At 58.9% G+C, this 21,034-nt stretch carries 13 protein-coding genes and 1 pseudogene; 5 read left to right on the top strand and 9 right to left on the bottom strand.

From position 1 onward, the window contains the following. Positions 1-42: 42 nt before the first annotated feature. Both JJD74_RS11830 and JJD74_RS11835 read right to left on the bottom strand, forming a co-directional pair. Positions 43-612, bottom strand: a complete 570-nt coding sequence (locus tag JJD74_RS11830) for a lipocalin family protein (RefSeq protein WP_047299365.1) — start codon at positions 610-612, stop codon at positions 43-45. A 30-nt stretch (positions 613-642) separates the two neighbouring features. Continuing rightward, positions 643-897 (bottom strand): lipoprotein, encoded by a 255-nt coding sequence (locus tag JJD74_RS11835; protein WP_042557222.1) that lies wholly within the window; start codon positions 895-897, stop codon positions 643-645. A gap of 295 nt (positions 898-1,192) precedes the next feature. Between JJD74_RS11835 and JJD74_RS31435 the strand changes: the two are divergent. Both JJD74_RS31435 and JJD74_RS31440 read left to right on the top strand, forming a co-directional pair. Beyond that, a pseudogene (locus JJD74_RS31435) lies at positions 1,193-2,215 on the top strand (cache domain-containing sensor histidine kinase); the annotation flags it as partial. Positions 2,216-2,308: 93 nt separating this feature from the next. Beyond that, positions 2,309-3,073, top strand: coding sequence for a methyl-accepting chemotaxis protein (locus JJD74_RS31440; protein ID WP_390896384.1), 765 nt, complete (start codon positions 2,309-2,311; stop codon positions 3,071-3,073). 134 nt (positions 3,074-3,207) lie between these two features. On the opposite strand, the gene JJD74_RS11845 is transcribed toward JJD74_RS31440, so the two are convergent. The 5 genes from JJD74_RS11845 to JJD74_RS11865 form a co-directional block, all read right to left on the bottom strand. Continuing rightward, entirely contained in the window at positions 3,208-3,810 is a 603-nt protein-coding gene (locus tag JJD74_RS11845; RefSeq protein ID WP_200613964.1) for a DUF924 family protein, read from the bottom strand. Positions 3,811-3,813: 3 nt separating this feature from the next. Further along, entirely contained in the window at positions 3,814-4,824 is a 1,011-nt protein-coding gene (locus JJD74_RS11850; RefSeq protein ID WP_042557219.1) for a class 1 fructose-bisphosphatase, read from the bottom strand. A gap of 341 nt (positions 4,825-5,165) precedes the next feature. Then, positions 5,166-6,530: a DUF3999 domain-containing protein gene (locus JJD74_RS11855; RefSeq protein WP_200613967.1), complete on the bottom strand. Its 1,365-nt coding sequence runs from the start codon at positions 6,528-6,530 to the stop codon at positions 5,166-5,168. After that, on the bottom strand, positions 6,527-10,099 hold the full coding sequence (locus JJD74_RS11860; protein ID WP_200613969.1) for a DUF2339 domain-containing protein: 3,573 nt from the start codon (positions 10,097-10,099) through the stop codon (positions 6,527-6,529). Before JJD74_RS11860 ends, JJD74_RS11855 begins: the two co-directional genes overlap by 4 nt. A 252-nt stretch (positions 10,100-10,351) precedes the next feature. Then, positions 10,352-12,802 (bottom strand): glycogen/starch/alpha-glucan phosphorylase, encoded by a 2,451-nt coding sequence (locus JJD74_RS11865; protein ID WP_200613971.1) that lies wholly within the window; start codon positions 12,800-12,802, stop codon positions 10,352-10,354. 258 nt (positions 12,803-13,060) lie between these two features. Between JJD74_RS11865 and JJD74_RS11870 the strand changes: the two genes are divergently transcribed. Then, entirely contained in the window at positions 13,061-13,498 is a 438-nt protein-coding gene (locus JJD74_RS11870; protein WP_042557215.1) for a YkgJ family cysteine cluster protein, read from the top strand. Positions 13,499-13,660: 162 nt separating this feature from the next. Here JJD74_RS11870 and typA read toward each other — a convergent pair whose 3' ends face one another. Then, the gene (gene typA / locus JJD74_RS11875) at positions 13,661-15,481 is read right to left on the bottom strand and encodes a translational GTPase TypA (protein WP_042557214.1); all 1,821 of its coding nucleotides are present in this window, start codon (positions 15,479-15,481) and stop codon (positions 13,661-13,663) included. Positions 15,482-15,620: 139 nt separating this feature from the next. Next, entirely contained in the window at positions 15,621-17,075 is a 1,455-nt protein-coding gene (gene thiI / locus JJD74_RS11880) for a tRNA uracil 4-sulfurtransferase ThiI (RefSeq protein WP_200613974.1), read from the bottom strand. A 327-nt stretch (positions 17,076-17,402) separates the two neighbouring features. Here thiI and glnA point away from each other — a divergent pair, with 327 nt between their 5' ends. Then, positions 17,403-18,809 carry a glutamate--ammonia ligase gene (glnA, locus tag JJD74_RS11885; RefSeq protein ID WP_042557212.1) on the top strand — a complete coding sequence of 469 codons (1,407 nt, stop codon included), beginning with the start codon at positions 17,403-17,405 and terminating at the stop codon, positions 18,807-18,809. Positions 18,810-18,937: 128 nt separating this feature from the next. Then, the gene (locus tag JJD74_RS11890; protein ID WP_200613976.1) at positions 18,938-20,998 is read left to right on the top strand and encodes a toxin-antitoxin system YwqK family antitoxin; all 2,061 of its coding nucleotides are present in this window, start codon (positions 18,938-18,940) and stop codon (positions 20,996-20,998) included. Positions 20,999-21,034: the final 36 nt, after the last annotated feature.

Genomic DNA, 21,034 nt, shown 5'->3' on the forward strand with positions numbered 1-21,034 from the left:
TTCGCGAGCAGGCTCGCTCCCACATTTGATTTGTGGTGGTGTTTAGTTTGAGGTCTTGGCCATCTGCCGATCCGACGCTCGCCAGATCAACCGCGTCGTGTCGTAACCCTGCTGGCGGGCCTTGCTCAACAGTTCTTCGCGCACCACACCGTTGACGGTTGGCGTGCGCGACAGCAGCCACAGGTACTTGCGACTCGGGTCGCCGACGATAGCGGTCTTGTAGTCGTCGCTGACGTACAGCACCCAGTATTCGCCCTTCGCCACACCCGGAATCAGGCGCGAGAACCAGTTGTCGAATTCGACCCACAACTTGTCGGTCTTGCCCGGCACCTGTGGATAAGCCGTGCCCTTGGCCTCTTCCCACTGCCAGTCCGGGGTCAGGCAGCGATTGAGCACCGCAACGTTACCGTCAGGCTTGAGGGTGTAGCGAGCTTCGGATTGCGCGCAATTGCGCTGGAAGTACATCGGCAAGCGCGCCAGCTCGTACCAGGTCCCCTGATAACGCTTGAGGTTGACGCTGTCGACGGTTTTCGGCGCCAACGAATCCACGCCGGAAGTGGCGCAGCCGGCCAGTACCAGGCCGGCAAAAAGGACAAATAATAACCGCTTCATTTTTCTTCTCCGTGGGCGCGAAGCCCCGGTTTACTTCAGGCCTTGGCCGGAAAACATCAGCACTTTGTCACCGGCGTACTGCACGCTGATAAAGCTGTTCTTGTCGCCCCAGGTGCAACTGGACATGCCGAGCGCGCCCGAGCAGTCAGTCGGTTTGCCGAGCAGGGTCTCCACTTCAGCCTTGGCCATGCCAGCCGAGAGCTTCGCGTAGTTTTCCTGATTGACCTTGCTGCATGCGGCCAACAGCACGCAAAACGACAGAAGGGCGATAGATCGCAGCGACATTGTGTAACTCCTGGAACGAGGGGGGGATGGCAGGGTGCCAACCAGAAGCTTAGAAGAGAAAACCGTCATCTGGTTCCGTACACAAAAGGCTATTTATTAGCCCGCCCGTCTGACTTTTACCTTTAAATCAGTCACTTTCCAGGGCTATTGAGCATTTCGTCGCATTTAAGCAAAGCCGCCTAATCTTTGGCGCATGGCGGTCGAAATAAATGGCAGCGCAAAGCCCGATAGTGTGGCAAATTGCCGCCCTTTCTTGACCAGCCCCTTCGCGGTAGTTCATTCGATGACCAGAAACATGAAATTCAGCCACAAAATCTTGTTGGCTGCCGCCCTCGTGGTGGCCGTTGCGTTCGCCTGTTTCATTTTCTTCAACGACTATCGACAACGCGAAGCGCTGAGCAGCAGCACCGAGTCGACCATGCAGGAACTCGGCAGCCTGACCACCAGCAACATCCAGACCTGGCTGGAAAGCCGCATTCAACTGCTGCAATCGCTGTCCCAGCAGGTCGCGGTTGACGGCAACGCCCCCGCCAGCCTGAAACGCATCATCGACCTGCCCGCCTACACCGGCAATTTCCAGCTCAGCTACTTCGGCGGTACTGACGGCGTGATGTTCTCAGTGCCCGCCGGCAACCGCGCGCCGGATTACGATCCGCGCGCCCGCGGCTGGTACAAAGCGGCCAACAGCGCGCAGCAGACCATCGTCACCGAACCGTACATTGCCGCCTCGTCGGGCAAACTGGTGATCACCGTTGCCACCCCGGTGCAGCGCCAGGGCCAGATGCTCGGCGTGGCCGGTGCCGATATCGACCTGACCAGCGTCAGCGCGATCATCAACTCGCTGAACTTCGGCGGCCACGGCCACGCGTTCATCGTCAGTGCCGATGGCAAAATCCTGATTCATCCGGACAGCAAACTGGTGCTCAAGACCCTGGCCGAGGCTTACCCCAACGGCGCACCGAAAGTCAGCCCGGGTCTGAAAGAAGTCGAATTCAACGGCAAGACCCAGCTGATCTCCTTCACCCGCGTCAACGGCGTACCGTCGGCCGACTGGTACGTGGCGCTGGTTCTGGACAAAGACACCGCATTCTCGATGCTCAGCGAATTCCGCACCTCGGCGCTGATCGCCATGGTCATTGCCGTGGTGATCATCATCTTCCTGCTCAGCATGCTGATCCGCGTGCTGATGCAACCGCTGCTGACCATGGGCCGCGCCATGCACGACATCGCCGAAGGTGAAGGCGACCTGACCAAACGTCTGGTCATCCACGGCAACGACGAATTCGGCGCGCTGGGCACATCGTTCAACCGTTTCGTGGAGCGTATCCACACCTCGATCCGCGAAGTGTCCTCGGCAACCGGCCAGGTAAACGAAGTCGCCCTGCGCGTGGTCGCAGCCTCGAACTCGTCGATGTACAACTCCGATCAACAGGCGACTCGCACCAACAGTGTGGCCGCAGCGATCAACCAACTCGGCGCCGCCGCCCAGGAAATCGCCCAGAACGCCGCCCTCGCCTCGCAGCATTCCAGCGAAGCGCGCAGCCTGGCGGTCGACGGTCAGCAGGTTGTGGATAGAACCATCCACGCGATGCAGCAGCTCTCGGCGAAGATCAGCGATTCGTGCGGCAACATCGAAACCCTGAACAGCAACACCGTCAACATCGGCCAGATTCTGGAAGTGATCACCAGCATCTCCCAGCAAACCAACCTGCTGGCACTGAACGCCGCGATCGAAGCGGCGCGTGCCGGTGAAGCCGGTCGTGGTTTCGCCGTGGTCGCTGACGAAGTGCGCAACCTCGCGCACCGCACGCAGGATTCCGCGCAGCAAGTGCAGAAGATGATCGAAGAGCTGCAAGTCGGCGCACGTCAGGCGGTCAGCATAATGACCGAGAGCCAGCGCGAGAGCGAAAGCAGCGTCGGCATCGCCAACCAGGCCGGCGAACGCCTGGGCAGCGTGACCCAACGCATCGGCGAGATCGACGGGATGAACCAGTCGGTAGCCACCGCGACTGAAGAGCAGACTGCTGTGGTTGAGTCGATCAACGTTGATATCAACGAGATCAACACGCTGAATCAGGAAGGTGTGGAGAACTTGCAGGCGACGTTGCGGGCTTGCTCGGATCTGGAGCAGCAGGCGGCGCGGTTGAAGCAGTTGGTGGGTAGCTTCAGGATCTAAATTACTGCAACTGACCCTTTCGCGGGCAAGCCCGCTCCCACAGGGATCTTCGGTGTTCACACAATGTGTGCTCCACCCCAAAACACTGTGGGAGCGGGCCTGCCCGCGAAAGCGGCATCAGCCGCACTGAAGATTTAGAATCTGGACCCGGGTTCGGAAAGAAACGCCAACTCCTCAGCCGTAGACTCCCGCCCCAACACCGCATTGCGATGCGGAAACCTTCCAAACCGCGCAATCACCTTCTGATGCCGCTCGGCATAATCAAGATTGTCGGCAAACACTGCCCGCTCCGCTTCCGGCTGTTCAGCCACAAGCTCCATGAATCGGGAAACCGCTTCATTCTGCACCGCGAGGTTTTCGCAGTGTTCGAACACCAGATAAATGAACACTCGCTGAATGGGCTTTAACTGCCGATCAAAATCCGCAGCAATGCCTTGCGCGACGAGCTTCTGCGCACGCAAATCACCGGAGAACGCTTTGGGAGAGTCGCGAAAGATCATTCGCGGCAGTTGATCGAGCAGCAGCACCACCGCCAGCCAACCTTCGGGACGTTGCGTCCACTCGGTCAATTCGCCAGCCAGGGCCTGATCGACAAAGCCCCCGAAACGCGTCTGCGCTTCGAGGTCTTGACTGTCACGCTTACCGAACCACAACTTGCCCTTGTCAGCCGATATCTCATTCGGTGATTCGGCATTTCCGAACCACCAATCGAGCAACGGCTGCCAGGGCGCGTTCATGGTTTATTCCTTGTGGTAAGCCGTAGCGCGCGCGACTTCTTCTTTCGAGCCCAGGAACACCGCTACACGCTGGTGCAGCCCGTCCGGCTGAATGTCGAGGATGCGCTGGTGACCGTCGGTGGACGCGCCGCCCGCCTGTTCCACGAGGAACGACATCGGGTTGGCTTCGTACATCAGACGCAGTTTGCCAGGCTTGGATGGCTCGCGGCTGTCGCGTGGGTACATGAACAGACCGCCACGGGTCAGGATGCGGTGCACGTCGGCAACCATCGCCGCGACCCAACGCATGTTGTAGTTCTTTTTCAGCGGACCTTCTTCGCCGGCCAGCAACTCGCCAACATAACGTTGTACCGGAGCTTCCCAGTGACGCTGGTTGGACATGTTGATGGCGAATTCCTGGGTCGATTCAGGAATGGTGATGTCTTCGTGGGTCAGCACGAAGCTGCCCATTTCGCGGTCCAAGGTGAAGCCCTTGACGCCGTGGCCCAAGGTCAGCACGAGCATGGTCTGCGGGCCATAGATCGCGTAACCGGCAGCAACCTGCTGAGTGCCTGGCTGCAGGAAAGCCTTTTCGTTCAGCGGCTCGTTCTGGGTCAGGTATTCGTTCGGGCAACGCAGCACCGAGAAGATCGTGCCGACCGGCGCGTTGATGTCGATGTTCGACGAACCGTCCAACGGGTCGAATACCAACAGGTACGCGCCTTTCGGGTATTTGCCCGGGATCTGGTAGGCATTGTCCATTTCCTCGGACGCCATGCCGGCCAGGTGACCGCCCCATTCGTTGGCTTCGAGCAGGATCTCGTTGGAGATCACGTCGAGTTTCTTCTGCACTTCGCCTTGCACGTTTTCAGTGCCCATGCTGCCCAGAACACCACCCAGGGCGCCTTTGGACACGGCGTGGCTGATTTCTTTACAGGCGCGCGCCACCACTTCGATCAGGAAACGCAGATCGGCAGGAGTGTTGTTGCTACGGGTCTGCTCAATCAAATAGCGACTCAGGGTAACGCGGGACATGGACGGCTCCGGTGGAATGGGGGGCTAAAAACCCGCGCAGTTTACAGGGAGTCTGAAAACGTAGCGAGCGAAGACGCCCGGTAACGTGCGTCGGGGCGCAATTGCCTGTATCAGACGTGAATGGGTACAGAGAGTTCAGGTAGCGGGTTTAGCGTAGTTGGAAATGGGATGGGTGGTGGTGCTCGTATGGCGGCCGGTTGAGCATTTTTGTCGACTTATCGCAAGCTTTCGCGAGCAGGCTCGCTCCCACAGGGGATCTAGAGTGGACACAAATTTCGTACCACCGAAGATCAACTGTGGGAGCGAGCCTGCTCGCGAATGGCGCGCGGCGCCAGCCATTCTCAGGAATTGGTCGGCGGCTTGCGCAACAGACTGAACGCCATCGCCCCAAGAAACACGACACTCAGCAACAACACCGCCCACAGCCCGATCTTCTTCCAATTGGTCCCAGCCGCGGCTGCTGTGGTCGCGGTCGACGTCTGAGTAGCCACCACATCCCCCTGAACCGTCGCCTTGCCCAACGTCGCCAGTTTCTCCGGTTTAAAATCCGGTATCAGTGTCGTCAACGGCAGATTCGCCGTTTTCACATTCGGATTCCCCAACGCCAGACTGTACGGGCCCTCCCCACGTGCAAGGAAGATCACCTGCGTCGCCCGTACTGCGTATTTCAGGCTCGGCACCTGTTCACCCAAACCGCCGCCGCGCTCATCCACAGTCAGCTTCAACTGCTGCACGGTTTGCCCGTACAGCTGCAATTCGTTCTGCACCACGTCCTGAGTATTCTGCGTCAGGCGATAGAGCAGACCGCTGCTCAACGTCTGCCACGGCAGGCTGCTCTCGCGTCGGCCCGCCAAGGTTACCGGCGCCAGACTGTTCGATTGCTTCAGCTCGACCTGGACCCGCTCGACATTCAGCCCCATTGGCAATTGCCAGGTGTATTCGCCGGGTTTGCTGCTACTGCCCGCCAACGCTTGCGACCAGACCAACGGTAGCGGCACGTTACGCGGGTCGCTGCTTTTCAGCTGGGCCGAGGTCAGGATCGGTGCCGAATTCGGCGACTCCCAGAGCAGTCGCAGATAACGCGCCGATTGCCCCGGCAGAGTCACCTCATGCTGCTCGATCCGCTCATCGGAAAAGGTCAGCCGCGCCACCTGCCCCTCGCCCCACGGCTGCCAACGCTGCAAGTCGTCGCTGGCCTCGATGCTGAAACGCTGGAAGCCATCGCGCTCGCTGGTCCAGTCGAGGATCAACTGCTGCAACGGTGCCTTGATCGCACTGGCATCAAGCAACCAGCCGCGCAGCACTTCTTCACCCGCCTCCAACTGACTGGATGGCTGCACCTCAACCAGCGTGCCGTTGGTGGTGGATTGCACCCGCACGTTGGGGGCGCGTTCCGTGGCGTCGGCGGCGTTGTACAGCGGGAACCACTTCACCTCGTGCAACTGGCCGTCGTCGCGGGTTTGCGCCGATCCGCGGGCCAAGGCGTAGGCCTGTGGTTCGCCGGCAGCGTTGAACACACGCAAGTCACTGAGATCGGTCTGGCGCGCCTGCAATTGCGCGCTCAGCGGCAATTCCAGGCGATACCACAGCCCATCGCCCGTCACCGACAGCGGCACCTGCGTGGCGAAGTCCGCCGGTTTTTCCTGAGCGCCGGCAACCATCACCACGCCCAACGCCAACCACCCCAGATTCAGCATGCGACTCAAGATGCAACTCCTTCGGTTTCCGGGGCTGGCTTTTGCGCCGCCGGGTCAGCTTCGACGCGTTTGGGTGGCAGCGGCGCGAAGTAGCCCACCACCAACAGCAATACGCCAACGCCGATAAACGAGACGATCCGGGCGAGGCCGCCACGGTTGCTCAGTTCGACAAAAATCAGTTTGGCCACCACCAGCGCAATCAGCGCCGCACCGATCAGCCAGACTTCGCGACGATGACGCAAGTGTCCGCCGATCATCAGTCCCAGCGCCATCAGCGTCCAGACGATGGACAACCCGGCCTGCACCAGCATAGAGGCGAGCAGTTGATCGAGTTCGAATGGAATGCCGGCCCAGTGGTGCGCGGCGCGGGTCACCAACGCGGTGCAGAAAGCGAACAGTGAAACCCCGGCGACCAGTTGCGTGGCGTAATCGGCGTAGTCCTGACGGATCGACAGCTGCGAAACTGCGCTGCGTGACCAGACGTAAACGCCGAACAAGGCGAACAGCAAACCCAGCTCCAGCGGATTGAGCAGCGGCACGTACGGCAACGGCTCAGCGTTGCCATCGCTGACCCCGTTGGCCAGCCAGAACCACGCAAGCATCAACACTGCCAAAGGCGCGGCGGCATACAGACGATATTCGCGTGCGAACGCCGCCACCGGCCAAGGCCAGTTGCGCGGTGCTGCCGCCAGCAACAGATACAGACTCGGCAGAAGCGCCCAACCCAACCAGCGCCAGGCGTTGTATTGCTCGGACAACAGGAGCAAGCCGTAGCGCAACTCCAGCGCGAGCACGCCGATCAGCAGCCAGCAACCGAGCACATGGGCGGCACTCAAGGCCCGTGCCGGCAACATTGACGCCAAACGGCGCAAGCTGAAGAAGTGCACAGCGAACACCAATGTCCACGTCAGCCAGCCGAAGTCTGCCGCCGGGTGATAACGCGAGTGCCAAGCCGCCAGCAACACCAAGCCTGACGCGGGGATCAGCAGCGTGCAAAGCAAGCCCAGCGCCGGCCACTTCAAGCGCAGCGACAGCAGCGTCCACAACAGAACACTCAACGCCGCCACCAACAGCAGCAACGTACCTTGCAGTGTCACCGGTGCAAAACGCAGCACCTCACTGACCCACGCCAACGCCCACCAACCAGTACCCCATACCAGCAAGACTTGGGACAGACGCTGCAAACTCAGCGCATCAAATGCTGAAGCGTGATTGCCCCGTTGCAGGCGCCAGGCACCGATCATCGCCGCCAGCCCCAGCACCAGCGGCGTCCAGAACCCGCCATGGGCCAACGGCTTCAGACCTTCGGCAGACAACGGCCCGAGCAACTCGGGGCCTGCGAGCAAGAACGCCGCGCCACCGATCACCTGTAACAGCAGTCCGAAGACAAAACTCACACGCTGTTGGAGGTACAGGCTCAGCCAGATAATCAGCAAACCGCTGGCGGCCCACACCGCACTCGCCGTTTGCCACGGCAGGACAAACAACACCGCCAGATTGATCAGCGCCAGGCCGGCCAGCAGCACCACCGACAAACCGCGCAACAGGCGTACGTCGCCGCGCACCATTTCGTCGCGAGCGGCCAAAAGCATGCCGGCGATCAGCGCCAGGCCAATCAAGGATGCGCTGAGCAGACCGCTCCAACCGGCACTCAATACCGCCGCCGAATCTTCGCCAGCGCCCTGCAGCCGCAGCAGGAACAACGCACCGCCGAGCAATTGCACTCCGAACGCGGTGAACAGGAACGTGCGCGATTGCAGCCGCAGGCCTACAAATAAGGTCGCCAGACCGGCCAACGCCCAACTGATCGCCGTGCCCTGAATGAAGAAAAACAACGGCGCCAGCAGATAAAGGAACGTCAGGCCCAGGCACGCCAATACCGGCAACCCTTGGCGTTCCCAGGGCGAAGCCTGCTCCGGCGTGGCTTTGCGCAGTTGATAGAAGCTGAACAACAGCGCCGCGCCGAGCATCAGCGCGCCCAGTGGAGCACCATCGAGCAGGCTCCTTTCGCCGATATTCAGTTGGCTGAGAAACGCCAGCGCAGAACCGAACTGCAGCAACAACGCAAAGGCCCGGGCGAACGGTCGATGCTGACGCAAGCCCAGCCAGAAAATCCCTGCGCCCTCCACCGCCCATGCCGCCGACGTCCAGCGTGCATCAAGGCCCAGCGGAATCGCCAGACTGGCGAAAATCACCCCAAGTGCCAGACAGGTTTCGCCCAGCAGTACCGCGCGCCCGCCCATCAACACCTTGGCCAGGCCCATGTAAATCATGCCCAGCGCCAGGGCACTGAATGCGGCGGCGAACTCAAGATGCTGGACCAGCGCAAACTGCAACCCGAAGCCCACGATTGGCGGGCCGAACAGCATCGTTCCGTCAACGTAATCGCCCTTGCGCGCCGACCAGTGCAGCAGCGCCTCGCGATCACCGTCCGCAGGAGCGTCAGGCATATCGAGCAATTTACGCCGGGCAAACAGCAGGCCGATGACGAGGTACATCAGGAAGAACAGAATCAAAAATGGCTCGGTGCTCCACAGCAGTTCCGGCGCGTAGGAGCGCAGGCCCCAGGCGAAGCCAATGCCGAAGGTGCCGACGAAACCGATCAGGTTGAGCAGGCGCCAGGCCTTGAACCAGGCGATGGCGAGAATGCCGGCATTCAGCAGCGCGAAATAACTGAACAGCGCGACATGGTTGCCGGCGCCGGTCGAGGTCAGGATTGGTGCGGCGAAACCACCCAGCGCAGCCGCGGCAGCCAGGCCCAACGCATCTTGCGTGATGGCGAGGATCGCCGAGAACACCGTGACCGCCACCAGCAAACCCAGCGCGGCGGAAGGATCAAGCAGCGGATGCAATCGCATCGCCGCAAACACCGTCAGGTACAGCACCGCGATCCCGGTGCCTTGCAGCATCAATGCGTAGCCGTTGTTACGCTGGCGCAGCCACCAGCCCAGCGCCAGCAGACCCAATGCCGCGGCCGCGACCCCGGCGTAACGCAATTCGATCGGCACCACCATGCCTTCGGTGGCGTAACGCAGCAGAAACGCCAGACCGAAAAACAACAGCACCACGCCGACACGCAGCACGGTGTTGCCACCGAACAACCAATTGCGTGCAGCGCTGATGCCGCGCTCGAAAAGGTTCGGGCCACGGGGTTCGGCGGGTTGTTTGGGTTCGGTAGTGACGGCGTCCAGACGCCAGACATCGTCCGGCAATGGTTGACCGGCTTCGCTGGCGACGGCGGATATTGGCTCAAGTTCAGGCGGCAGTTCCCAAACCAGTTCCGGTGCCGGGGCGTCTTCGACGATGTCGACAGACTCACTGACCGGTTCAACGCCTGGCGGTGTCACCGCATGAGAAGGCGAGCCTTCCAGCAGAAACAGACGCTGCGCAACGCCTTGCAAAGCCTCCCTGACCTGTTCAAGTTGGTGCTGTTGCTCGGTCATCTGCGTGCCCAGGCGCGCGATGCGGATCGTCTGACCAATCGCCAGACCCAGCAGCGCACCCAACAGCGCATCACTGAGCGATTCGTCGAGCAGCCAGCCGAGCACCAGCCCGATCAACATGAACATCCATTGCATGGTCGATATCCCTAAGCGGCCCACAGGGGGCGAGTCCGGCAATTGCATCAGTCTAGGCACAAACCTTGTGGGAGCGAGCCTGCTCGCGAAAGCGGTTTGTCAGTCAACATTTCTGTTGAATGTGACAACGCTTTCGCGAGCAGGCTCGCTCCCACAGTGGCTGTGTTGTGCCTGAACCAGCACTGACCGGCGCTCAGTATATCGATCCGGCCCAACAACCGTTGGGCCTTGCCTACATTTTGTTGCGGAAAGTTACTCCAGCGCCTTCCAGATATCCGTGGCGTACTCGCGGATCGTCCGGTCGGACGAGAACCAGCCCATCCGCGATGTATTCAACACCGCCGAACGCCACCAGTTATCAGCGTCATGCCAATGCGCTTCGACACGCTTCTGCGCCTCCCAGTAGGAGTCGAAGTCGGCGCAGACCAGGAAGCGGTCGTAATCCACCAGCGAATCGATCAGCCCGGTATAGCGCGAAGTGTCATCCGGCGAGAACACGCCGCTGCGGATCGCTTGCAACACGTCGTTGAGGCGATGGGATTCCGCGATGTCCGGCGCAGCGCTGAACTCGTGGTTCTGTTTGCGCGCTTCAACCTGCTGGGCGCTGAGGCCGAAGATGAACATGTGCTCGGCGCCAATACGCTCGCACATCTCCACGTTGGCGCCATCAAGGGTGCCGATGGTCAGCGCACCGTTGAGGCCGAACTTCATGTTACTGGTGCCCGACGCCTCGAAACCGGCGGTGGAAATCTGCTCCGAAAGGTCCGCCGCCGGAATAATGCTCTCCGCTAGGCTGACGTTGTAGTTGGGCAGAAACACCACTTTCAACAGTCCACGCACGGTCGGATCGTTGTTCACCACCCGGGCGATATCGTTAGTCAGCTTGATGATCAACTTGGCCTGGTGATAACTCGCCGCCGCCTTACCGGCGAAGATCTTCACGCGCGGCACCCAGTTGACTTCCGGCTCAGCGCGAATCGCCTGATACAACGCCACGGTGTGAAGCAGATTAAGCAACTGGCGTTTGTATTCGTGGATCCGTTTGACCTGCACGTCGAACAACGCCGCCGGATTGACCGCGATCCCCAGCCGTTCATGAATCAGATAGGCCAAGGCTTTTTTGCTGTGCAGGCGTTGTTCGGCGAAGGCTTTGCGGAACGCGGGTTTCTCGGCGAATGGCTCCAGATCCAGCAGGCGTTCTTCAGGGTTGTCGAGCAGGTCCGGGCCGAGGGCATCAACCAGCATCGACGTCAGCTCGGAGTTGGCCTGGTACAGCCAGCGGCGGAAGGTGATGCCGTTGGTTTTGTTGTTGATCCGCTCCGGGTAAAGCTTGTGCAGCTCGGAGAATACGGTTTTGCGCATCAGTTGCGTGTGCAACCCGGACACGCCGTTGACGCTATGCGAACCGAGAAACGCGAGGTTGCCCATGCGCACCCGACGACCGTTGTCCTCTTCAATCAGCGACACCGCGCGCAGTACGTCGAAGTCATGAATGCCCTTGGCGCGCAGCGAATCGATGTGCTGCGCGTTGATCAGGTAAATGATCTGCATATGCCGTGGCAGCATGCGTTCCATCAAGCCGACCGGCCAGGTTTCCAGCGCTTCGGGCAGCAATGTGTGGTTGGTGTACGAGAGCGTATCGACTGTCACCTGCCAAGCCGCATCCCAGGCCACGTCGTAGACGTCGACCAATTGGCGCATCAGTTCGGCGACGGCAATCGAGGGGTGCGTGTCGTTGAGCTGGATGGCGGCGTGATCGCCCAGGGTCAGCACCGAGGTGTGCGTGTTGCGATGGCGACGCAGCAAATCCTGCAACGAGGCGGCGACAAAGAAGTATTCCTGACGCAGGCGCAGTTCCTGCCCGGCCTCCGTGCTGTCCGCCGGATAGAGCACGCGGGAAATACTTTCGGCACGGGCCACTTCAGCGACAGCGCCCAGGTGGTCACCAGCGTTGAAACGCTCCAGGTGCAGATCTTCCATCGCCCGCGCACGCCACAGGCGCAAGGTATTGACGCTCGCCCCGCGCCAACCGACTACCGGTGTGTCGTAGGCAATTGCGCGGACGGTCTCGGCGGGTGACCAGACTTGCCTGGATTGGCCGCTGGCATCGGTGACGGTTTCCACACTGCCACCGAAGCCGATGGGGTAGGCGACTTCCGGACGCTCGAACTCCCACGGGTTGCCGAAATCCAGCCAATGCTCGGTCTGTTCCTGCTGCCAGCCATCGACAATGGCCTGACGGAACAAACCGTGTTCGTAACGAATACCGTAACCGTGGCCAGCAATGCCGAGGGTCGACATGCTTTCCATGAAGCACGCCGCCAGTCTGCCGAGGCCGCCGTTGCCGAGCGCCGCGTCGGGCTCCAGCAGGCGGATGCGCTCAAGATCGACGCCGAGCTCGGTCAGGGCTTCACGCGCCACATTGAGCAGGCCAAGGTTGCTCAGGCTGTCGTAGAGCAAGCGGCCGATGAGGAATTCCAGCGAGAGGTAATACACCCGCTTCTGACCTTTGCGGTAGATCTGCCGGGTGTGGTCCATCCAGTGCTCGACCATGTGATCACGCGCGGCCAACGCAATGGCTTCGAACCAGTCATGGTCGAAGGCGTGATCAGGGTCTTTGCCCACCGCGTAGGTGAGTTTGGTCAAAACGGCGTCGCGGAATGCGGCCACCTCTGCTTCGCGAACTAGTGGTTCTTGAGTCATTGATACGACCTCGGGCGAGCGGGGAATTGTCTGAGCCTAGACGGTCTGACCGACGGCGGAGGCTCTGGTTCGGCAGTATTTCCTGAGACAGTGAGATGGCCCGGCATTACCCTGGCGGATGAGCTAATGAATGCAGGGGCCGTGCCGAATTGTTCGGCAAAATGCCTGCATGCAGAAAAAATCTGGCGAAAGGTTGTTCAAAAATCCACCAGTCCCGGTATGATCGCGCGCCCTGATGCACACGCCTGGTAACTCCCGATGATGAAGCCCAACCTGATTGCCGCCGCCGAGATCGATCGTCTCGATACGTGGGCCAAATATACGGCCCCGATGTGTGGCTCTTGTATCTCCAGCTGCTGCACGCTGCCGGTCGAGGTCAAGATCAAGGATCTGGTGCGCATCGGCGTGGTCGACGAGTTCGAACTGGGCGATCCGCCGAAGAACATCGCCAAGCGTTTGCAAAAGGAAGGCCTGGTTGAACGCTTCAACCAGAAGTCGGGCATCTTCACCCTCCAGCGCATGAGCAACAACGATTGCTACTACCTGGATCGTAAGAGCCGCCTGTGCACCATTTATGACAAACGCCCGGACACTTGCCGCAACCACCCGAAGATTGGCCCACGGCCGGGGTATTGCGCGTACAAGCCGAAGGAAGTGGTGCGCGAGCAGAATTTTCGGGCGATCGAGAAGTTCTAAAAATCCAAAAGATCGCAGCCTGCGGCAGCTCCTACATGGAAATGCGTTCCAATGTAGGAGCTGCCGCAGGCTGCGATCTTTTTTGCTTTTTACACTCCAGACAAACAAAAACGCCCCCGGTCTCGCGACCGGGGGCGTTTTCATTCAGCCTGAACTAAATACTTAGATCTTGGCTTTCTTGGCAGCGCGGGTACGCTCGCTTTCGTCCAGGATCTTCTTGCGAAGACGGATGGACTTAGGAGTAACTTCGCACAGCTCGTCTTCCTGGATGTATTCCAGAGCCTGTTCCAGAGTGAACTTCACTGGTGGAACCAGAGCGATGGTTTCGTCTTTACCCGAAGCACGCATGTTGTCGAGCTTCTTGCCTTTGGTTGGGTTGATACCCAGGTCGTTGTCGCGGCTGTTCTGGCCGACGATTTGACCGGTGTAGATCTCTTGACCGTGTTCAACGAACAGCTTGCCACGCGCCTGCAGGGTTTCCAGGGAGTAGGTCAGAGCCTTGCCGGTTTCAACCGAAACCAGAACGCCGTTCTGACGGCCGGACATGTGGCCCGACTTGACGGTGTCGTAGCGATCGAAAATCGAGGTCAGGATGCCAGCACCGTTGGTCAGGGTCAGGAACTGGTTACGGAAACCAATCAGACCACGAGCAGGGATGTTGTATTCCAGACGCACACGGCCTTTGCCATCCGGCACCATGTTGCTCAGGTCGCCCTTACGCAGGCCCATCTCTTCCATCACTTTGCCCTGAGCTTCTTCAGGGATGTCGATGGTCACGTTTTCGAACGGCTCTTGCTTGACGCCGTCTACTTCACGAATGATCACTTCCGGACGGCCCAGGGCCAGTTCGAAGCCTTCGCGACGCATGGTTTCGATCAGTACCGAGAGGTGCAGCTCACCACGGCCGGAAACCTTGAACTTGTCAGCGGTGTCGCCTTCTTCAACGCGCAGAGCAACGTTGTACAGCAGCTCTTTGTCCAGACGGTCCTTGATGTTACGGGACGTCACGAACTTGCCTTCTTTACCGCAGAATGGCGAGTCGTTTACCTGGAAGGTCATCGAAACGGTTGGCTCGTCGACGGTCAGAGGCTTCATCGCCTCGACAGTGTCCGGGTGGCACAGGGTGTCGGAGATGAACAGCGAGTCCATGCCGCTGACGCAAACGATATCGCCTGCGAAAGCTTCTTCAACGTCGATACGGTGCAGACCGTGGTGACCCATCAGCTTCAGGATACGACCGTTACGCTTCTTGCCGTCGGCACCGATAGCAACAACCGGAGTGTTCGGCTTGACGCTACCACGAGCGATACGGCCAACGCCGATAACACCCAGGAAGCTGTTGTAGTCCAGTGCCGAGATTTGCATCTGGAACGGACCTTCACGGTCAACTTTTGGCGCTGGAACGTGGTCGACTACCGCTTGGTACAGCGGGGTCATGTCTTCAGCCATGTCGGTGTGATCCAGACCGGCAATGCCGTTCAGGGCCGAGGCGTAAACAACCTGGAAGTCCAGTTGTTCTTCGGTAGCACCGAGGTTGTCGAACAGGTCAAAGATCTGGTCCAGAACCCAGTCCGGACGCGCGCCTGGACGGTCAACCTTGTTGATGACCACGATCGGACGCAGGCCGGCTTCGAAAGCCTTCTTGGTCACGAAACGGGTTTGCGGCATAGGGCCGTCTTGAGCGTCAACCAGCAGCAGAACGGAGTCAACCATCGACATTACACGTTCAACTTCGCCGCCGAAGTCGGCGTGGCCCGGGGTGTCCACGATGTTGATGTGGTAGCCGTTCCAGTTGATGGCGGTGTTTTTCGCCAGAATGGTAATACCGCGCTCTTTTTCCTGGTCGTTGGAGTCCATCACGCGCTCGTCGTTGAGCTCGTTGCGCTCCAGAGTGCCGGATTGACGCAGGAGTTTGTCTACCAGGGTGGTTTTACCATGGTCAACGTGGGCAATAATGGCGATGTTGCGTAGATTTTCGATCACTTGTGTATCTCGATCAGAGGATTCGGTTTGCTGACAAGTCTTGGCAGCGATTAGCAGTAGTGTCCGGCATGGCCGTTACAGCTTGACGGCGGTGTCGGGGGGCCGGTGACGCAGGCCACAGGCAAACAGCCCCGGGCACTTAGCTCGGTCGATAAACGCGCACATTGGCATACCCCTCACTGAGCAAATGGTGGGCATGCAGGCGACTCATCACGCCTTTGTCGCAATACAGCAGGTACTGGCGAGTAGGGTCCAGTTCCTTGAAACGTGCGTTCACTGCATAGAACGGCATCGTCTGTACCTCTATGCCGGCAAGCTCCAGCGGTTCGTCTTCAGCGGCATCCGGGTGACGGATGTCGATGACGATCTGACCGGCCAGCGCTTCGCCGACTTCTTCAATCTGCAAGTCCTGGCCCAATTCATCGATGACTCGATCAATGGCGACCAGTTTGGCGTTGGCGAGCGCACGCTCGAGCACCGCCATGTCGAATTCTTTCTCTTCGTGTTCAACGCGGCCACGCTTGGCGGCGGTCTTCGGATTGACCGAGATGACCCCGCAGTACTCCGGCATGTGCCGGGCAAAATCGGCAGTGCCGATTTCGTTGGCCGTGTCGATGATGTCCTGTTTGTGCGCGACGATCAGCGGGCGCAGCACCAGCTTGTCGGTCACGCAGTCGATCACCGACAGGTTCGGCAGCGTCTGGCTCGATACCTGAGAGATCGCTTCGCCGGTGACCAGCGCATCGATGCTCAGGCGGTCGGCGATGACAGAGGACGCGCGCAACATCATACGCTTCAATACGACGCCCATATGACTGTTATCGACTTTGCCGAGAATTTCGCTCAACACTTCTTCGAACGGCACACTGACAAATAGCACGCGTTGCGAGCTGCCGTACTTCTTCCAGATGAAGTGCGCGACTTCCATCACGCCCAATTCGTGGGCACGACCGCCCAGATTGAAGAAGCAGAAGTGCGCCATCAGGCCGCGGCGCATGATCTGGTAGGCCGCAACGGTGGAGTCAAAGCCGCCGGACATCAATACCAGCGTCTGCTCCAAAGCGCCGAGCGGGTAACCGCCGATGCCGTTGTGCTGGCTGTGGATGACAAACAACCGTTTGTCGCGAATTTCCATGCGGACTTCGATTTCCGGCTTTTTCAGGTCGATTCCGGCGGCGCCGCACTCACGGCGCAGCTTGCTGCCGACGTATTTTTCGACGTCCATCGAGCTGAACACGTGCTTGCCTGCACGTTTGCAGCGCACCGAGAAAACCTTGCCCGCCAGCGCATCGCCGTAGTGCTGTTTGCACTTCTCGGTGATGTCGTCGAAGTCGCCCAGCGGGTACTCGTCGATCTGCAAAAAGTGTGCAATGCCCGGCATGCACGTCAGGCGTTCGCCCATCTCTTTAAGGGCTTTGGCGTCGGTAACACGGGTTTCCAGTTCGAGGTTGTCCCACACACCGTTCACCACCACAGCCGGGTCCAGATCGCGGAGCACGGCGCGGATGTTTTTGGCCAACTGGCGGATGAATTTCGTCCGGACAGGTCGACTCTTGATGGTGATCTCGGGGAAGACTTTTACGATTAGTTTCATGAAAACAGCGCGCGCAGGGCCAGCCGAAAAAGGGGGGCGCGGATTATAGCGGAAATTGCTCAAGGTTTAACCAGTTAATGTGCAGAAGGTTTTGCATGCACCAAAACAGGTCATTTTCAGATCAAGACGCTACATTAGAGGGCGATAATTTCTGCATTAAGGCGTTTTGCACCTTAATAAGCGTGAATATGGGGCATAAAACCCATGCTGGGGCACTGGCATGCAATTTGCTCCCTTGTGAGGCAGGTTGCCTTGGCAGAGTATTCGCGCCGGCATCACCACTATTAAGGGCATCCACTACCCGCCCTAATTCACCCGGAGGACACTATGTCGAAGTCGGTTCAACTCATCAAAGATCATGACGTCAAGTGGATTGATCTGCGCTTCACGGACACCAAAGGCACTCAGCACCACGTGACCATGCCGGCTCGCGATGCGCTGGAAGACGACTTCTTCGAAGTCGGCAAGATGTTCGACGGTTCCTCCATCGCTGGCTGGAAAGGCATCGAAGCCTCCGACATGATCCTGCTGCCGGACGACGAAACTGCCGTTCTCGACCCGTTCACCGAAGACGCCACCCTGATCCTGGTGTGCGACATCATCGAACCGTCGACCATGCAAGGCTACGATCGCGACCCGCGCGCCATTGCTCACCGCGCCGAGGAATACCTGAAGACCACCGGTATCGGTGACACCGTCTTCGCCGGCCCAGAGCCAGAATTCTTCATCTTCGACGAAGTGAAATTCAAGTCGGACATCTCCGGCTCGATGTTCAAGATCTACTCCGAACAAGGTTCCTGGATGTCCGACCAGGACATCGAAGGCGGCAACAAGGGTCACCGTCCAGGCATCAAGGGTGGCTACTTCCCGGTTCCTCCGTTCGACCACGACCACGAAATCCGTACTGCCATGTGCAACGCACTGGAAGAAATGGGCCAGACCGTTGAAGTTCACCACCACGAAGTGGCGACTGCCGGTCAGAACGAAATCGGTGTCAAGTTCAACACCCTGGTGAAGAAAGCTGACGAAGTTCAGACTCTGAAATACGTTGTACACAACGTTGCCGACGCTTACGGCCGCACCGCTACCTTCATGCCGAAGCCGCTGTACGGCGACAACGGTTCGGGTATGCACGTACACATGTCCATCTCCAAAGATGGCAAGAACACCTTCGCTGGCGAAGGCTATGCCGGCCTGTCCGAAACCGCTCTGTACTTCATCGGCGGCATCATCAAGCACGGTAAGGCACTGAACGGCTTCACCAACCCGGCCACCAACTCCTACAAGCGTCTGGTGCCAGGCTTCGAAGCGCCGGTAATGCTGGCCTACTCGGCTCGCAACCGTTCCGCCTCGATCCGTATTCCTTACGTCAACAGCCCTAAAGGCCGCCGTATCGAAGCACGTTTCCCGGACCCGGCTGCCAACCCGTACCTGGCTTTCGCAGCACTGCTGATGGCCGGCCTGGACGGTATCCAGAACAAGATCCACCCAGGCGATGCCGCTGACAAAAACCTGTACGACCTGCCGCCTGAAGAGGCCAAAGAGATCCCACAAGTTTGCGGCAGCCTGAAAGAAGCCCTGGAAGAGCTGGACAAGGGCCGTGCGTTCCTGACCAAGGGCGGCGTGTTCTCCGACGACTTCATCGACGCTTACATCGCGCTGAAATCCGAAGAAGAAATCAAGGTCCGCACCTTCGTACACCCACTGGAATATGAGCTGTACTACAGCTGCTGATCCGGTAGCGCTGCGCTACGCGGCGTGACAAAAAGAGGCCTCCTTCGGGAGGCCTTTTTTGTGCGCGCTCATCCATGGATAATCCGCCGTTTCTGCGCCGCGACTGGCGCCTTGACGAAGGGATTCGTATGAAGTGGTTATGGGCTCTGACCCTGATGGCCGGCCTCGCCAGCCAGACTGTTAACGCGGCCGAGTTTTATGAAAACAAAACGCTGGCTCATCCGCTGATTCAGGGTTTGCAGGAGAGCTCGGCCACTCTGGCATTTATCAAAGAAGCCGGCGGTGTCAAAGGCTATTACTGCGTATGCGACAAGCCTGAGGCTAGCCCACAACGGTTGGATGACTTCGGCCAGGCCTCCATCGAATCGGTGTTCCTGACGCAACTCGACAGCGAAGATCCCATCCGCCTGGTGCTTTTCAAGCAGCAAACGAAATACCGGATCTACGCCTACAAATACGACGCCAGCAGCCAGCTCTACACACGCGTCAAAGGACTGCAAAAAGCCCTCGACCGAATTGCCGAAGGCAAAAAGCGGCTCGACGCCCTCACAATCAAGAAAGCAATGGCGCAGCTAACGCCGATCAACTATCGCTTCTACTACGAGCAATCGGGCATTCCCGAGTTTGACCAACTCGATCTCACCGCAGGAGCGCTGGTCGGTTATTTCGATGAACAGACCAAACCACTCGACATCAACATGCCCGGTACTGGTCAGTACTATTTCAAAAAAACCTATCAGGAAAAAAACGGGCGTTTTCTCACCGTCACGTTTTGGCGCGGCATCAATACGTCTCTTAACGACGGCAATCGCATGCTCTACAACTACCAGATCAGCCGCATGGCCTGGGAAACCGCGCCCGCTACTTTCAGCGGTAGCGAGGATGGCGATTCGGTTTCCTTCAATTTCGGCGAAATCAGCGGCCAAGGCTCATACGAAAAAGGTGTGCGCGTGGGTGCCTGGTCTTTCACCAAAGAGTCTAAATACTCGGCCAGCGGTGACTATGTGGCGGGCAAGCGACAGGGTGAATGGGTCGAAACCGAATATTCGAAGACCTTGACCGGCCAGTATGTCGACGGTGAACGCGAGGGGCGCTGGACGATCCTCGACGATGGCGATCCCGATAACACGACGACCGGGTTCCAGACATACAGGCGTGGCGTACTCGATGGCCCGAGTGAAGAACTCACGGGCACCATTACCGTGCGTGGCAATTTTATCAACGATCAACGCGAAGGCCCTTGGGTGACCGAAGCCGGCTCCGGTTTTTACCACAATGGCGTGCAAAGCGGTCTGTGGACGCTCAAGGCTGATAAAGGCCACAGCCAGACAGTGAACTTCGTTGCCGGCAAAAAGGATGGCGAGTTACGCGACACCGATGCCAGCGGTGTCCTGACGTTGATCGAGCATTACACGGCTGGCGTACTGAATGGCACTCGCGAGGGCTACAGCCCAAGCGGTAAACGGCTCTACTCGCAGTCCTACGAAAACGGCAAACTCGAAGGCCGGTCACTGGGTTACAGCGACGACGGCCAAGTGCTGATGAACGATATTTCCTGGCATAACGGAGAGCGCGAAGGTCCCTATCTGACCCTTCTGCACGACGGCACACCTGCAACAGTTGGACGCTTTGAAACGGGGCGCTTTATCGGCCTGATGAAACGCTACGACGAAAATGAAGTGATCTATGAGGAATCCAATTGGTGCCGCTTCGACAAGAACGGCCCGACCATTGATCGCTGTGGAAAATTTCGTACGTTCACCCACGGCAAACTGACCAACGAAACGGATTTTTTGTTTGGCAGCAGCCAGGCCGAAGTCAGTTACGACTACAAAACCGGCAATAAGACCCGCGAAAAGATCATCGGTGAAAACGACCAGATCACCGTGCGCACGTATTACGAAAACGGCCAGATCGAATGCCAGAAAAACTCGGTGGGCTTCAGCTGGATGACCGTCAACCAACAACAAGTCAAAAGCTACGAATACGGCGGTGATCTGGCCGGTGAACAGCTTTGCTATTACCGCAACGGCGTGGTCAAAAGCCGGGCGTTTTACGACAAGGGGCCGGTCGGTTGCACGATCCAGTACGACGAGACCGGAAAACAAACCTACCCCGGCCCTGAAGGCTGCCCCAGCCCCGTAGCGCCCGTCGGAAAGCAGAAACGCATGCTCAACTTCAGTAGTTGAGCAATCAGTCAAAACCAGGATGGTTTGTGTGAGCGA

Origin of the sequence: Pseudomonas sp. MF6776, from assembly GCF_016613125.1 — a bacterium.
Taxonomy (GTDB): Bacteria; Pseudomonadota; Gammaproteobacteria; order Pseudomonadales; family Pseudomonadaceae; genus Aquipseudomonas; species Aquipseudomonas iridis.

Bases quoted from the DNA above. Each gene is read 5' to 3' on its own strand.
- JJD74_RS11830 (WP_047299365.1), bottom strand. From the start codon at position 612: ATGAAGCGGTTATTATTTGTCCTTTTTGCCGGCCTGGTACTGGCCGGC.
- JJD74_RS11835 (WP_042557222.1), bottom strand. From the start codon at position 897: ATGTCGCTGCGATCTATCGCCCTTCTGTCGTTTTGCGTGCTGTTGGCC.
- JJD74_RS31440 (WP_390896384.1), top strand. From the start codon at position 2,309: ATGTACAACTCCGATCAACAGGCGACTCGCACCAACAGTGTGGCCGCA.
- JJD74_RS11845 (WP_200613964.1), bottom strand. From the start codon at position 3,810: ATGAACGCGCCCTGGCAGCCGTTGCTCGATTGGTGGTTCGGAAATGCC.
- JJD74_RS11850 (WP_042557219.1), bottom strand. From the start codon at position 4,824: ATGTCCCGCGTTACCCTGAGTCGCTATTTGATTGAGCAGACCCGTAGC.
- JJD74_RS11860 (WP_200613969.1), bottom strand. From the start codon at position 10,099: ATGCAATGGATGTTCATGTTGATCGGGCTGGTGCTCGGCTGGCTGCTC.
- JJD74_RS11865 (WP_200613971.1), bottom strand. From the start codon at position 12,802: ATGACTCAAGAACCACTAGTTCGCGAAGCAGAGGTGGCCGCATTCCGC.
- JJD74_RS11870 (WP_042557215.1), top strand. From the start codon at position 13,061: ATGATGAAGCCCAACCTGATTGCCGCCGCCGAGATCGATCGTCTCGAT.
- thiI (WP_200613974.1), bottom strand. From the start codon at position 17,075: ATGAAACTAATCGTAAAAGTCTTCCCCGAGATCACCATCAAGAGTCGA.
- glnA (WP_042557212.1), top strand. From the start codon at position 17,403: ATGTCGAAGTCGGTTCAACTCATCAAAGATCATGACGTCAAGTGGATT.
- JJD74_RS11890 (WP_200613976.1), top strand. From the start codon at position 18,938: ATGAAGTGGTTATGGGCTCTGACCCTGATGGCCGGCCTCGCCAGCCAG.